The sequence below is a fragment of the Malaciobacter mytili LMG 24559 genome, from assembly GCF_003346775.1.
GTDB lineage: Bacteria > Campylobacterota > Campylobacteria > Campylobacterales > Arcobacteraceae > Malaciobacter > Malaciobacter mytili.
This window is the reverse complement of sequence record NZ_CP031219.1, coordinates 567,861-581,289: the sequence shown is the minus strand read 5'-3', so window position 1 is coordinate 581,289 and position 13,429 is coordinate 567,861. Positions and strand designations below refer to the sequence as shown.

At 27.4% G+C, this 13,429-nt stretch carries 12 protein-coding genes; 5 read left to right on the top strand and 7 right to left on the bottom strand.

What is annotated here, in order from left to right; all coding sequences use genetic code 11:
• Window positions 1–111 precede the first annotated feature (111 nt).
• Window positions 112–1,899: a translation elongation factor 4 gene (gene lepA, locus AMYT_RS02920; protein WP_114841074.1), complete on the top strand. Its 1,788-nt coding sequence runs from the start codon at window positions 112–114 to the stop codon at window positions 1,897–1,899.
• Between the two features lie 156 nt (window positions 1,900–2,055).
• Complete coding sequence (locus AMYT_RS02915) at window positions 2,056–2,628, top strand: ComF family protein (protein WP_114841073.1); 573 nt, start codon at window positions 2,056–2,058, stop codon at window positions 2,626–2,628.
• A 16-nt stretch (window positions 2,629–2,644) separates the two neighbouring features.
• Here AMYT_RS02915 and AMYT_RS02910 read toward each other — a convergent pair whose 3' ends face one another.
• From AMYT_RS02910 to AMYT_RS02905, 3 genes are read right to left on the bottom strand one after another with little or no spacing between them, the layout of a single operon-like run.
• The gene (locus AMYT_RS02910) at window positions 2,645–4,531 is read right to left on the bottom strand and encodes a carbamoyltransferase family protein (protein ID WP_114841072.1); all 1,887 of its coding nucleotides are present in this window, start codon (window positions 4,529–4,531) and stop codon (window positions 2,645–2,647) included.
• An 11-nt stretch (window positions 4,532–4,542) separates the two neighbouring features.
• Entirely contained in the window at window positions 4,543–4,692 is a 150-nt protein-coding gene (locus tag AMYT_RS14910; RefSeq protein ID WP_162919460.1) for a DUF5989 family protein, read from the bottom strand.
• 7 nt (window positions 4,693–4,699) lie between these two features.
• Window positions 4,700–5,089 (bottom strand): SxtJ family membrane protein, encoded by a 390-nt coding sequence (locus AMYT_RS02905; protein ID WP_114841071.1) that lies wholly within the window; start codon window positions 5,087–5,089, stop codon window positions 4,700–4,702.
• Between the two features lie 246 nt (window positions 5,090–5,335).
• Between AMYT_RS02905 and hisH the strand changes: the two genes are divergently transcribed.
• The 3 genes from hisH to hisA are packed head-to-tail and all read left to right on the top strand — an operon-like array spanning window position 5,336 to window position 7,523.
• Window positions 5,336–5,944: an imidazole glycerol phosphate synthase subunit HisH gene (hisH, locus tag AMYT_RS02900; protein WP_114841070.1), complete on the top strand. Its 609-nt coding sequence runs from the start codon at window positions 5,336–5,338 to the stop codon at window positions 5,942–5,944.
• Between the two features lie 10 nt (window positions 5,945–5,954).
• Entirely contained in the window at window positions 5,955–6,794 is an 840-nt protein-coding gene (locus AMYT_RS02895; protein ID WP_114841069.1) for a TIGR01777 family oxidoreductase, read from the top strand.
• A 21-nt stretch (window positions 6,795–6,815) separates the two neighbouring features.
• On the top strand, window positions 6,816–7,523 hold the full coding sequence (hisA, locus tag AMYT_RS02890; RefSeq protein WP_114841068.1) for a 1-(5-phosphoribosyl)-5-[(5-phosphoribosylamino)methylideneamino]imidazole-4-carboxamide isomerase: 708 nt from the start codon (window positions 6,816–6,818) through the stop codon (window positions 7,521–7,523).
• Between the two features lie 139 nt (window positions 7,524–7,662).
• Here hisA and AMYT_RS02885 read toward each other — a convergent pair whose 3' ends face one another.
• Genes AMYT_RS02885 through AMYT_RS02870 form a run of 4 tightly spaced genes read right to left on the bottom strand, consistent with a single transcriptional unit; the run spans window position 7,663 to window position 13,383 of the window.
• On the bottom strand, window positions 7,663–10,620 hold the full coding sequence (locus tag AMYT_RS02885) for a MutS-related protein (protein WP_114841067.1): 2,958 nt from the start codon (window positions 10,618–10,620) through the stop codon (window positions 7,663–7,665).
• Between the two features lies 1 nt (window position 10,621).
• Complete coding sequence (locus AMYT_RS02880) at window positions 10,622–11,041, bottom strand: heme-binding domain-containing protein (RefSeq protein WP_114841066.1); 420 nt, start codon at window positions 11,039–11,041, stop codon at window positions 10,622–10,624.
• A 13-nt stretch (window positions 11,042–11,054) separates the two neighbouring features.
• On the bottom strand, window positions 11,055–11,381 hold the full coding sequence (locus AMYT_RS02875; RefSeq protein ID WP_114841065.1) for a thioredoxin family protein: 327 nt from the start codon (window positions 11,379–11,381) through the stop codon (window positions 11,055–11,057).
• Window positions 11,359–13,383, bottom strand: a complete 2,025-nt coding sequence (locus AMYT_RS02870) for a DUF1538 family protein (RefSeq protein ID WP_114841064.1) — start codon at window positions 13,381–13,383, stop codon at window positions 11,359–11,361. The genes AMYT_RS02875 and AMYT_RS02870 overlap by 23 nt, the downstream gene beginning before the upstream one ends.
• Window positions 13,384–13,429: the final 46 nt, after the last annotated feature.

Genomic DNA, 13,429 nt, shown 5'->3' with positions numbered 1-13,429 from the left:
TAAAAAAAAGATAGATTTTTATCTATCTTTTTTACTAATCTTAAACTTAATTACTCCCTAACATAAAATTAGATATAATCGCGTAAATTTAACAAAACTTAGGAAACTACTTTGCAAAAAAATATTAGAAATTTTAGTATTATTGCTCATATTGACCACGGAAAATCTACTCTAGCAGATAGAATTATTCAAGAGTGTGGGGCTATTAGTGAAAGAGAAATGTCAGCACAAATTATGGATACTATGGATATAGAACAAGAGCGTGGAATTACTATTAAAGCTCAAAGTGTTAGATTAAACTATGAAAAAGATGGAGAAAAATATATTTTAAATCTTATTGACACTCCAGGACACGTTGACTTTTCATATGAAGTAAGTAGAAGTTTAGCTTCATCTGAGGGTGCATTACTTATTGTTGATTCAACACAAGGTGTAGAAGCTCAAACAATTGCAAATGTATATATTGCTCTTGATAATAATTTAGAACTATTACCAGTTGTAAATAAAATTGATTTACCAAGTGCAGACCCAGATAGAGTTTTACAAGAAGTTGAAGAAGCTATTGGACTTGATTGTACTGAACACAACTTAGTAAGTGCAAAAACTGGTCTTGGAGTTAAAGACTTAATAGATTCTATTGTTGATAGAATCCCAGCTCCAAATGGAGATGAAAATGCTCCTGCAAAAGCTTTAATTTATGACTCTTGGTTTGATAACTATCTTGGTGCTTTGGCTTTAGTTAGAGTATATGAAGGAAGTATTAAAAAAGGTCAAATGCTAAAAATGATGAACACAAAAGTTCAACATCCAGTTTTAAATCTTATGTATCCTCATCCTATTAAAAGAGAAAATACAAATGAGATAAAAACAGGAGAAATTGGAATCGTTGTATTGGGACTTAAAACTCTTGATGGTATTGCTGTTGGGGATACAATGACTGATGCAAAAAATCCAACTTTAGAACCTATTGATGGATTTGAACCAGCGAAACCTTTTGTATTTGCAGGAATTTATCCAATAGAAACTGATAAATTTGAAGATTTAAGAGAAGCCTTAATAAAACTTCAACTAAATGACTCATCAATTTCATTTGAGCCAGAAAGTTCAGCTGCTCTTGGAAGTGGATTTAGAACTGGATTTTTAGGTATGCTTCATATGGAAGTTATAAAAGAAAGACTTGAAAGAGAGTTTGATTTAGATTTAATTGCAACTGCTCCTACTGTTGTATATGAAGTATTAAAAAAAGATGGAGAAAAAGTAATTATTCAAAATCCATCTGAGCTTCCTGAACCAAACTATATAGAAACTATTTTTGAACCATATGTGAAAGCTACTATTTTAGTTCCTGATGAATTTTTAGGCAATGTTATTAAGCTTTTAAATGAAAAAAGAGCTATTCAAATTAAAATGGATTACTTAGGGAAAAGAGTTCTTTTAGAGTATGATATTCCTATGAATGAAATTGTAATGGATTTTTATGATAAGTTAAAATCTACAACAAAAGGATATGCCTCTTTTGATTATGAACCAATAGGTTTTAGACCAGGTAATCTAAAAAAACTTGATGTTAGAGTTGCTGGAGATATAGTTGATGCTTTATCTATTATTGTACCTGAAGAAAAAGCAGTTGCAAGGGGTAGAGAGTTTATCAAAGCCTTAAAAGAACTAATTCCTAGACAACTTTTTGAAGTGGCAGTTCAAGCAAGTATTGGAACTACAATTATTGCAAGAGAGACTGTAAAATCTATGGGGAAAAATGTTACTGCTAAGTGTTATGGTGGGGATATTACAAGAAAAAGAAAACTACTTGAAAAACAAAAAGCAGGTAAAAAAAGAATGAAAGCCATAGGAAAAGTTAATGTGCCACAAGAGGCATTTATGGCTGTTTTAAAAATCTAAATTTAAGATTTTTACTCAATTTAAGATTTAAATGTTTATATACTTCTTGTATATTGCATTTAAATCTTACACTTTATATTTATAAATTTTTCTATATATCTATTATTTTTATATTAACATTACTAACTATTTAAATAATTTATAGTATTATTTTATATGCATTGTATATTATGTGAAAATTTATCTTTTTATATTATTTGTAAAAATTGTCAAAATAGATATTTACAACCATCTTTTTATAAAAGAGAGATAGAAGATGGTTTTTTTAACTACTCTTTTTATGCTCTTAGTGAAATTCAAGAACTAATAAATTCAAAATATTATTTCTATGGAGATAAGGTTTATAAAATACTTGCTTATTTATCTTTTAAAACCTTTGCTTTAAATTTTTCATACAAACAAAAAGTTTTTGCAATTGCTATTGATGACCATACTAGACATGATTTTTCCCATACTGCAATTTTAGCTTCTTCACTAAAATCAAAATATATTTTGCCTAAATATAATATTTTAAAAGCACAAAATCATATAAAATATGCGGGAAAAGATTTAAAATATAGACAAAAAAATCCAAGAAGATTTAAAGTAAAAAATCTCACTAAACAAACAACAATTCTATGTGATGATTTAATTACTACGGGTAGTACAATATTAGAAGCTAAAAAGGCTTTAGAAAATAAAAACAACCAAGTTTTATTTTCTTTAACCCTAGCTGATGCTAAAATTTAGCCTATTTAAAAAAATTTTAATCCAATTTAAATTCATTATGCCAATTTTCTTTATTATAGTATTTTGGTTGATTTTGTTTATAAATAATAAAATTTTCAATAACTAAAATATCCATCTGTGTTCGCATAAAGCATCTATAACTATCTTCAGGGGTACATACAATTGGTTCTCCCCTTACATTAAAAGAAGTATTTACAATCGTTGCACAACCCGTTTTTTCTTCAAAATTAGATATTAATTTATGATACCTAGGATTAGTTTCTTTATGTACAGTTTGAATTCTTGCACTATAATCAATATGTGTAACAGCAGGAATTATACTTCTTTGTATATTTAGTTTTTCTATACCAAATAAATTTTTTTCTTCAGTAGTCATTTTATAACATTTTTCTTTTTTAACCAAAGCAACAAATAACATATAAGGACTATGTGTATTTAAGTCATACCATTCATTTACTTTTTCTCTTAAAACAGAGGGGGCAAAAGGTCTAAAGCTTTCTCTATATTTAATTTTTAAATTCATAATAGATTGCATTTTTGAGCTTCTTGCATCTCCTAAAATACTTCTATTTCCTAAAGATCTTGGTCCAAATTCCATCCTACCACAATGCCATCCAATAACTTTTTGAGATGCTAATTGTGTTGAAATTTTATCAATAAGAATATCTTCATTATTTATAAACTCATATACTGCATTTACTTTATCCAAATAAGATTTTATTTCTTCATTTGAAAATTTAGGTCCTAAATATGAACCTTGCATTTTATCTAGTTCATTTAAATTAATAGTTCGTGGATTATTTAGCTCTTGGTAGTAAGCACAATAAGCTGTGCCTAAAGACCCACCTGCATCACCAGCAGCAGGTTGTATCCAGATATTTTCAAAAATATTTTCTTTTAAAATTTTTCCATTACTAACACAATTTAGTGCCACACCACCAGCTAAGCAAAGATTTTTAGCACCTGTTAGTTTTTTTGCGTAATTTGCTAATTTTATAACTAACTCTTCTGTTACATTTTGAATTGATGCAGCTAAATCCATCTCTTTTTGAGTAATTTCACTTTCACTTTCTCTTGGTTTACCACCAAAAAGTTTATGAAATTTATTGCTAGTCATAGTTAAACCAGAAGTATAATTAAAATAACTCATATCAAGTTTAAAAGAGCCATCATCTTTTATATGAATAAGATGTTCTTTAATTAAATCAGAATAAATAGGCTTTCCATATGGAGCAAGCCCCATAAGTTTATACTCACCACTATTTACTTTAAAGCCCGTATAATAGGTAAAAGCAGAGTATAATAATCCTAAAGAGTGTGGAAAATGAATCTCTTTTAAAAATTTAATATTATTTGCCTTTCCATAGGCAATAGATGTTGTAGTCCACTCTCCTACTCCATCAATAGTTAATATTGCTGCTTCCTCATAAGGGCTTGGATAAAAAGCGCTTGCAGCATGACTTTGATGATGTTCACTAAACATAAACTTTTCAATTACTCTTTTTTTAAATGCTTTAAACTCTTTTTCATTTTTTTTTGGATTTAGTTCTTCAAATAATAAAGTAAACTCTCTTGCTAATGTTTCTTTTAAAAAAAGTTTTTCTTTTAACCAAATAGGAATAGCCATTAAAAATGATTTAAAGCCTTTTGGAGCTTCTGTTAAATATGTTTCAAGTAATCTTTCAAATTTTATAAAAGGTTTATCATAAAAAGCAATATAATCAATTTCATCTAAAGTTATTCCTGCTTCATTTAAACAATATTTAATTGATTGACTTGGGAAATTACTATCATGCTTAATTCTTGTAAATCTTTCTTCTTGGACTGCTGCTATAATATGTTCATTTTTAATAATTGCAACACTACTATCGTGATAATAAGCAGATATTCCTAAAATATACATTATTTAAACTCTTAGAATAATGTATATATAAAAGGTGCTACAGCACTACCTTGAGCAAGTACAATTATAGCTCCTAACATAAGCATTAAAAAGATTATTGGTGCTAACCAATATTTTTTTCTAACTTTCATAAAATCCCATAATTCTTTTAATATTGACATTTTTTTCCTAAAATTGTTTTTTCATTGATTGGGGTTGAGTATCTCTTGAAATCCAATAAGAATTCTCTTGTTTATTAATTTTTTTTCTTAGCAAATCTTTTTTTAGTATTTTTAAAACAAAAGAAGTTGGAGTAAATATGCCAAAATATAAAATAAACATAATTATTTTTGACATAAATTTTCCAATAAATTCACCAAATTTTATCCAAATGATATAAAATTTATTTAAAATCTCGGGTTTTATAATTAAGATAATTAATATAATACTTGCAATAATAATAGACCAAACTCTTAAATCTTTACTATAAACTAGTGGATATAAACCTATTATAAAAAATAAAAAAGCCCAAATTAAACCAAAAGAAATCAATTCTTTTTTTTTAATTTTTCCAAACATATATTACTCTCCACTTTTTTAATACTTGTAAAAATATAGAGTATATCAAATCTTTTCTTAATATTATTTTTAAAAAATAACTAAAAATAAGTGCTTTTTTCAACACTTATATCAATAAATATTTATTATTTTATAAATTTATAAATATAAAATTAAGTTATTTTAATAATAAAAAAGAAAGATTTTATTTTAACCTTAGATGATGCTAAAATTTAGTATAATCAATTTTATTTAGAGGGAATAAAAGTGATTGGAATAATTGATTACAATATGGGAAACTTAGCAAGTGTTTATAATGCTTGTCATCTATTAGATACAAAAGCTACAATAGTACAAAACCCTGAAGAGTTAAAAAATTTTGATAGAATAATTCTTCCAGGAGTTGGTGCCTATGCCGATGCAATGGAACACTTAAATACAACAGGAATGAAAGAAGCAATTTTTGGATTTGCAAAAACAGGAAAACCAATGATTGGTATTTGTTTAGGTATGCAACTTTTATTTGAAAGTTCAGAAGAGTTTGGATTAACAAAAGGCTTAGGTTTAATTGAAGGTAATGTTGTAAAATTTGATAAATCAAAAATGCATGAAGATTTTAAAATACCTCATATGGGATGGAACACAATAGCAAATAAAGAACATAAACTATTTGAAGGACTAAAAAATCCTTATTTATACTTTGTTCACTCTTATCATGCAGTAACAAATGAAAAAAATATCATTGGTAAAACTACTTATGGATATGATTTTGCTAGTGCGGTAAACAAAGATAATATTTTTGGATTTCAACCTCATCCTGAAAAATCCCATGATAATGGTTTAAAGATTCTTAAAAATTTTATGAATATAAAATAAAGGAGATACCATGAAAACTATAGCAATAACAGGAGCAAGTGGCTTTGTAGGTTCTTCACTTACAACTTTTTTTCAAAAATATGGATATAAAGTAGTTGCTATTTCAAGAGATATTTTAAATAATAAAGAAAAACTTCAAGAACTTATGGCAAATAGTAATATAGTAATAAACCTTGCAGGTGCAAATATTATTAGTAGATGGACGCCTGAATATAAACAATTACTATACTCTAGTAGAATTGATACAACTTCAAAAATAGTTGAAGCTATAAATAATAGTGAAACTAAGCCTGAATTACTTATTTCAACTTCTGCTGTTGGTATTTATGATAATAAAGATACTTATGATGAAAAAGGAAATTTTTCAAATGATTTTTTATCAACTCTTTGCCAAAGATGGGAAGAAGAAGCTAAAAAAGCAAATACAAAAGTATCTATTTTTAGATTTGGTATAGTACTGGGTAAAAAAGGTGGAGCTTTTGCAAAAATGCTTACACCTTTTAAACTAGGACTTGGTGGAGTTATTGGAAGTGGAAATCAGGCTTTTTCATTTATTCATATAGATGATTTATTAAATGCTTATAAATTTGTAATTGATAATAATTTAGCTGATACTTTTAATTTAACTGCTCCAAAACCAACTACAAATTTAGGCCTTACAAGAGCCTTAGGAAAAGCAGTAAAAAGACCTACTTTTTTCCCTGTTCCAGAATTTGTTTTAAAACTTATTTTTAGTGAAGGTGCAAAAGTTTTAACAGATGGACAAGATGTGGTTCCTAAAAAACTATTAAGTTTAGGTTTTAAATTTAAATACAATGATATACAAGAGACTGTAAATAGTCTAGTTTAATTTATAAAAGGGAGAAAAGTTTTGGATATATTACCAGCGATTGATTTAAAAGATGGGAAAGCTGTAAGATTAAGTAAAGGACTTATGGAAAGTGCAAAAATATACTCAGATGAGCCTTGGCAAGTGGCAAAAAAGTTTGAAGAATTAGGGAGTAAATGGCTTCATATTGTTGATTTAAATGGAGCATTTGCAGGAGAGCCTGCAAACCTAGAGCAAATAAAAAAAATAAGAGAAAATTGTAATTTAAAAATAGAACTTGGTGGTGGAATTAGAGATGAAGAGACTATCAAGATGTATGTAGAACTAGGTGTTGATAGGTTAATTTTAGGTTCAATTGCAGTAAAAGACCCACAATTTGTAAAAGAGATGGCAAGTAAATACCCAATTGCTGTTGGAATTGATGCAAAAGATGGGATGGTAGCTGTTGAAGGTTGGGCAGAGGTTTCAAATATGAAAGCTACAGATCTTGCACGCGAGTTTGCAAATGCTGGTGTTCAAGCTATTATTTGTACAGATATTAGTAAAGATGGAATGTTATGTGGAGTAAATGTTGAATTTACAGAAGCTATTGCACAAGCTAGTGGAATTGAAACTATTGCAAGTGGAGGAGTTAAAGATATTTCTGATATTGTAAATTGTAAAAACAATGGTAATATTTCTGGTGTAATAGTAGGAAAAGCCTTTTATGAAGGAACTATTGATTTACAAGAGGCTTTTAAAATCTTATAATGTGCCTTATAATATCTTTTATTTTTCTAGCTTTAGCATATACCTTTTTTAATGAAGGGAATATGCAAGGCTTTTATCTAAACTTATCTATTGCTTTATTTTTTATTTTTTTATTAATAAGAAACTTTTTTAAAAAAAGTTAATTATTTTCTATTATAGTATAGTGCAACTCTAAACCATTTGAAGTTGCAACAAACCCATTTATATTTATTTTACCCTCATGTACTAATTTATGATGTTCTTTGCATAAAGGAATAAGATTATATTTATGATTTGCATTTATATGACCTATAAAGCCATCTTTATTTGCCCTTGCTTGTTCTTTTATATGATGAACATCATCACAAGCTTTACCACAAATTACACAAGAACTAGCATAAACATCTTTATTATATTTAGAAGTTTTTCTTTGAGTTAATCTTTCAACTTTAGTATAATCATCAGATAATCTTTTTCTAATATCATTTGCCACATTTAAAAACTCTTTATCCATATGAAGAGATCTTGCATACTCTAAGCCATACATAGAAGAACCACTTCCATAAGCTAATTTTCTATCAAAGATAAGCTTGTCTTCTTTATCTTCATACATAACAGAAAGATGTAAAGAGATAATATTTCTTAATTCTTCTATCTCTTTAATTTCTGGAAGTTGATGTAAATGTGTAGCAAATACAAAAATTGATTCTAATTTTGCAAGTTTTAAAATAGCACTTGCAACTATACTTAATCCACTTAAAGTCTCTGTACTATGAGAAATCTCATCCCCTAAGATTAAAGATTTTTTAGTGGCACGATTAAAAATATTTTTAAGTTCAAGCATTTCTACTGCAAAAGATGAAAGCCCTTTTGCAATATTATCAGCTCCACTAATTCTAGTATAAACTGCATCAAAAATAGAAAATCTCATAGATTTACAAGGCACATAAAATCCTGCTTGGGCTAAAATAACTGCAATTCCTATTGATTTCATTAAAGAAGATTTTCCAGAAGAGTTAATACCATAAAGTAAAACTCCATTCATCTTATTATCAGTAATATTTAAAGGATTTGAATTTTTTATAATTACATTATTTTTATACTCTTTTGAAGCATAAGTCAATTGTCCTAAAATCACATCATTTGGAACATATATACCTTGTTCTTCATTTGCTTCAATTATTGGATGTCTAAGCTCAATTAGTTCTAAAAAGTTTTCATCATCTTTTGTTTTTACTATTTTAGGGCAAGTATAATTATATTTTTTTGCTGTTTTTATATTTGATACCGTTAAGTCAATTTCAGCAATAAATTGTACAAGTTCTTCTAAAAGAAAAGCAAATTTCTTTTCAAATTCTATAAGTTTTTCTTTAAATACAAGTTTATTTAATTCTATAATCTTTCTTAAGTTATGTACGTATTTATCAGATACACTCTCTGTTAAGCAACAAGAAATTTTTACATTTGTTGTTTGTACTTTAAAACTAAAATCCTTTACAAGTAATAATTCATCATCAATAATTATATGAGAATTTAATAACTCATCTTTTATTAAATTAAATCTATTTTTTGTAATACCTAAATAAAATCCTTCTTTATCAAGCCTATTTATACTTACTTGATTTTCATCATCACTTTTTAAATAAGTTAAAATATGTGCTTTTAATCGTTCAAGTTTAGAATAAAGTATTTCATTTTCTTTATTTAATTCATCAATTTGAACATTTATCCCCTCACAAACCATATTTGCTTCCACATCTTTTAACATATATCTACCAGAAACATTTAAATCAAAAGTAGAATCTATAGAATCAATAAAAAGTTGTAACTCTTCAGAGCTACAAGGAGGTGTAAAAAACTTATAGTTTTCCATAAATTTTACAACCTCTTTAATACTTAATAAAGAATCATATAAATAGTTTAATTCAAAAGGATGTAATCTTGTAAGTTTTATTCTTCTTGTAAGTCTTTCTATATCATAAATATTTGCTAATTCATTTTCTATTGGAGTGTGATAATCATATAACTCTTTTGATAAAGCATATCTTCTTAATAACTCTTTACTATCTTTTACAGGATGAGTAAGTCTTTCTTTTAAAAGTCTTTTTCCCATTGCAGTTGAAGTATTATTAATAAGCTTTATTAAACTTGGATTATGAGAAGTTTCTATTATATTTAATTGTTCAAGAGCATTATTGCCTAGATATATATATTTTGAAATATCTAATTTTATTGGAGGAGATAATTTTTGAACAATATTTGAATCATGACCTATTACAAAGTCAATTAAAATAGCAAGTGATTCGCTACATAAAGGTACTCTTTCCATATCAAGATGTTCTATTGAAGTAAGTAAAGATTGAATATTAAATACATTTTTAAAAAGTTCATTTTGATAATTTATTTTTGGTCTAAAAGTTCCAATATGAAAAGTTTTTAAATTTAACTCTAAATAATCAATAAACTCTTTTTGATTTATATTTTTATCTGCAAAAGTTACTACAACTTCATTTGTTTTATGCATATTCATATAATTAAATACTTCATCTAATGCATAAAATTTATCTTCGCTTGTCCCATGAATTTCATTATAATAACACTTTCCTGTTGTTACATCAATAGCACTATATCCAATTAAATAAATACCTTTTACTTGATCAACAATTAATGAAGTTATATTATTTTCATCTTGATCAACTACAAAATCAAAGTTTGTTCCAGGACTAATAACAGTATCTAAATACCTAGAAACTTTTGGAGGTATACCTTTTTGTCTAATTATTACAACTGTATATTTTTGCTCACTAATAATTCTTGAAAGATGTTTATCAAAAGAGATAGCAGGAACACCTGCCATAATAGGATTTTCTTGTGAATTTTCTAAAATTGATTTATTTTTTCTAGTTAATTGAATATTTAATAATTCTGCAATTTCTTTTGCTTTACCTATTTGTTCAGTTTCATTATTTACTTCATAAACTTCAAAAAAAGTCCCTATTTCCATAAGCACAAGGGTATTTTTACCATATTTTTTTTCAAATAATTTTTGAAGTTTAAAATAAGTTTTTGTAAGTAAAGTTTTTTTATCGTCTAATAACTCTTGAACTTCTTGTCTCAATTTATTTTCTCACTCCTGTCCATTCTCTAATAAATTCTCTTTGTTCTTTTGTTAATTGTGCTTCTTTATGAAAAGCCGTATAACTTTCTAAAGGCATAGAAGCATATATTTTTTTATAAATTGATTTTAGTTTTTCTTCTTGTTTTTCTTTAGGATATTCTTGCCAAGTAGAAAAGTTTAATGCTGTTCTTCCATTTTCCACATGGGAAGCAATAACCCATGAAAATGGTGCTACTTGAGAATACCAAGGCCAAGTAGTGCTATTTGAGTGGCAATCATAACAAGAAGTTTGAAAGATTTGCATAACTTCAGAAGATGCTACTAGTTCCAACTCTTTAGTTGTTTTTGCATTTTGTTGTGTTGGCCTAATAAATTGCATTACTACAAATACTATTAAAAAGATTAATAAAGTTCTTTTCATTTAAAACTCTTCTTTAAATAAATAGGTTATATGGTCTTTCTAACTCTTGCATAAATAAAGAAATACTAATATTTCTTCCTACTCTTTTAAACTCTTTTTTATCAAAAAAGACCAATATTGTTGGAATAGAAAATACCGTAAAATGGCTTGCTATTTGTTTATACAAATCTGCTTTTACTTCAAATTGCTCTATTTTAGGAAATTTTTTAGATATTTCTTCTTGAATTTTTGGTTTTAAAACATTGCAAACAGAGCACATTTCGCCACTAAAATAGATTAATACAGGCTCACCTGTATTAATCTTTGAAGTTATAAAATCAAGAGTTGTTACTTGTATCATTTAATTCTCTTTCTAATTCTTGATTAAATTTATCTTCATCTTCTTGACTTTTTAAATTATTTTCAGGGTTTTTATGATCTTTTCTATATGTGAAAATATCATGTCTATTTAAGCTAATCCCTTTCATATGACTTAAAGGAAATGCAAAAGCGACACCTTTTCCTGTTGTTGTAATATGAAGTGTATGAATTATTGATTTAATAACTTTATTTACCATTCCACTAGGAAGTAAGAAAAGAAGCAATACATCATTTGCCTCAAAAGAAGTTCTATAAAAATTCCCAATACCTTCTAAGCCTATACCATCTGCTTTTAAAACAGTTACTCCACTTGCACCTGCTTTACTTGCAGCTTCAATTGCATCAATTTTTTTATCAGCAGGAACAATAATAACAACTGCACTAAAATCCATAGGTAAAGAGTGTCTTCTATTTCCTCCATCAATATTTACAGTTGCTAAATCCATATTTTCTGCATCAACAAGAGCATCTTTTAAGATATTAGCAGCTTCAATTTCAGTATCTGATTTAACTCCAAGTTTTTCAATTATAATACCATAAAGCATCACTGTAATCATTGGAAAAAGAGAAGCAAAGGCAATAAGTCCAAAACCATCAATTAAAGCACTTCTTCCTTCAATATTAGTTGCAAGTCCAATTCCAAGTGCTGCTACTAAAGGAACAGTAACTGTTGATGTAGTAACTCCTCCACTATCATATGCAATTGGAATTATATATCTAGGAGCTAAAAAAGTTAGTATAATAACCACTATATATCCCACAATAATATAGTAGTGAATATGTCCACCATCAACTATTCTAAAAGCACCTAATGCAATACCAATAGCAACTCCAAGTGCTACAAATAATCTTAATGCAAAATCATTGATTTTTCCATCACTTATCTCTTTTGCTTTTTTAGCAATAGCCATAAGAGCTGGTTCTGCCATTGTAGTTGAAAATCCTATTGCAAAAGAAAAAGCATAAATTACAAGTACAGAGTTACCTTTTGTTAATTGATAGGCCATTGTCTCACCAAGAGAGAAAAGCCCCATTTCTAACCCAAGAATAAATGCATACAATCCAATAATTACTAAAGCAAAACCTAAAAATACTGTTTTTAAATTATTAATTTTCTTTTTTAATACAATATATTGAAAAAATAAAATAATTACTAAAATTGGTAAAACATCTTTTGTAACAGCAATAATTCCAGAAAGAATAGAAAAAGGAGTAATTGTAACTACATTTGATACAGTTGCATGAACTACTACTTCGCTAACTTGTTTTGCATCAACTAAGTTATAAACTGCAATACCATATATTTGTACAAAAATCATAGGAGTTAAAGAAGCAAAAGCGATAAGACCAAAACCATCAATAACAGGATTTCTTCCTTTTATTGAAGTTGCAAGACCAATTCCAAGTGCAGCAACTAAAGGAACTGTTACAGTTGAAGTAGTAACTCCTCCTAAGTCATAAGCTAAACCTATTATCTCTTTTGGAGCAAAAAATGTAACACCTACAACTAAAATATAACCAGCAATTATATAAAAGTGTATTGGGTGACCTTTTATAATTCTATATACACCTAATAAAATAGCAAAGCCAACAGAACCCGCAACAACAAGTCTAAGCATTGTAGCATCTATTCTTCCACTAGAAATAGAAGCTGCTTTATCGGCAATAACTGCAAGTGCTGGTTCAGCAATTGTAGTACCAAAACCTATTAAAAAGCCAAAAATTAAAATCCAAATAAAGGTTCCATTTTTAGCAAACTCTCGGGCTAATCCCTCTCCCACAGGAAAAATCCCTATTTCTAAACCTTGCAAAAATATTGCAAGCCCCACACCTACAATTGTTAATCCAATTGCTGTTGAAAGCCAGTTCTCAGGAACTGTTTGAATAATTGCTAGTTGAAAGAATAAAATTACTACTATAATTGGAAGTAAATCTCGAAAAGACTCTCTCAAAAGCTTTAAAAAGAAATTAAATTGTGTCATATGCCCTTTTTTTCTCCTACCTTTATTAGAATTTAGTTCTAAAGTT

Excerpts from the sequence above, each read along its gene's own strand:
- AMYT_RS02910 (WP_114841072.1), bottom strand. The coding sequence starts at position 4,531 with ATGTATATTTTAGGAATATCTGCTTATTATCACGATAGTAGTGTTGCA.
- AMYT_RS02895 (WP_114841069.1), top strand. The coding sequence starts at position 5,955 with ATGAAAACTATAGCAATAACAGGAGCAAGTGGCTTTGTAGGTTCTTCA.
- AMYT_RS02880 (WP_114841066.1), bottom strand. The coding sequence starts at position 11,041 with ATGAAAAGAACTTTATTAATCTTTTTAATAGTATTTGTAGTAATGCAA.
- AMYT_RS02915 (WP_114841073.1), top strand. The coding sequence starts at position 2,056 with ATGCATTGTATATTATGTGAAAATTTATCTTTTTATATTATTTGTAAA.
- AMYT_RS02870 (WP_114841064.1), bottom strand. The coding sequence starts at position 13,383 with ATGACACAATTTAATTTCTTTTTAAAGCTTTTGAGAGAGTCTTTTCGA.
- AMYT_RS02905 (WP_114841071.1), bottom strand. The coding sequence starts at position 5,089 with ATGTTTGGAAAAATTAAAAAAAAAGAATTGATTTCTTTTGGTTTAATT.
- AMYT_RS14910 (WP_162919460.1), bottom strand. The coding sequence starts at position 4,692 with ATGTCAATATTAAAAGAATTATGGGATTTTATGAAAGTTAGAAAAAAA.
- AMYT_RS02875 (WP_114841065.1), bottom strand. The coding sequence starts at position 11,381 with ATGATACAAGTAACAACTCTTGATTTTATAACTTCAAAGATTAATACA.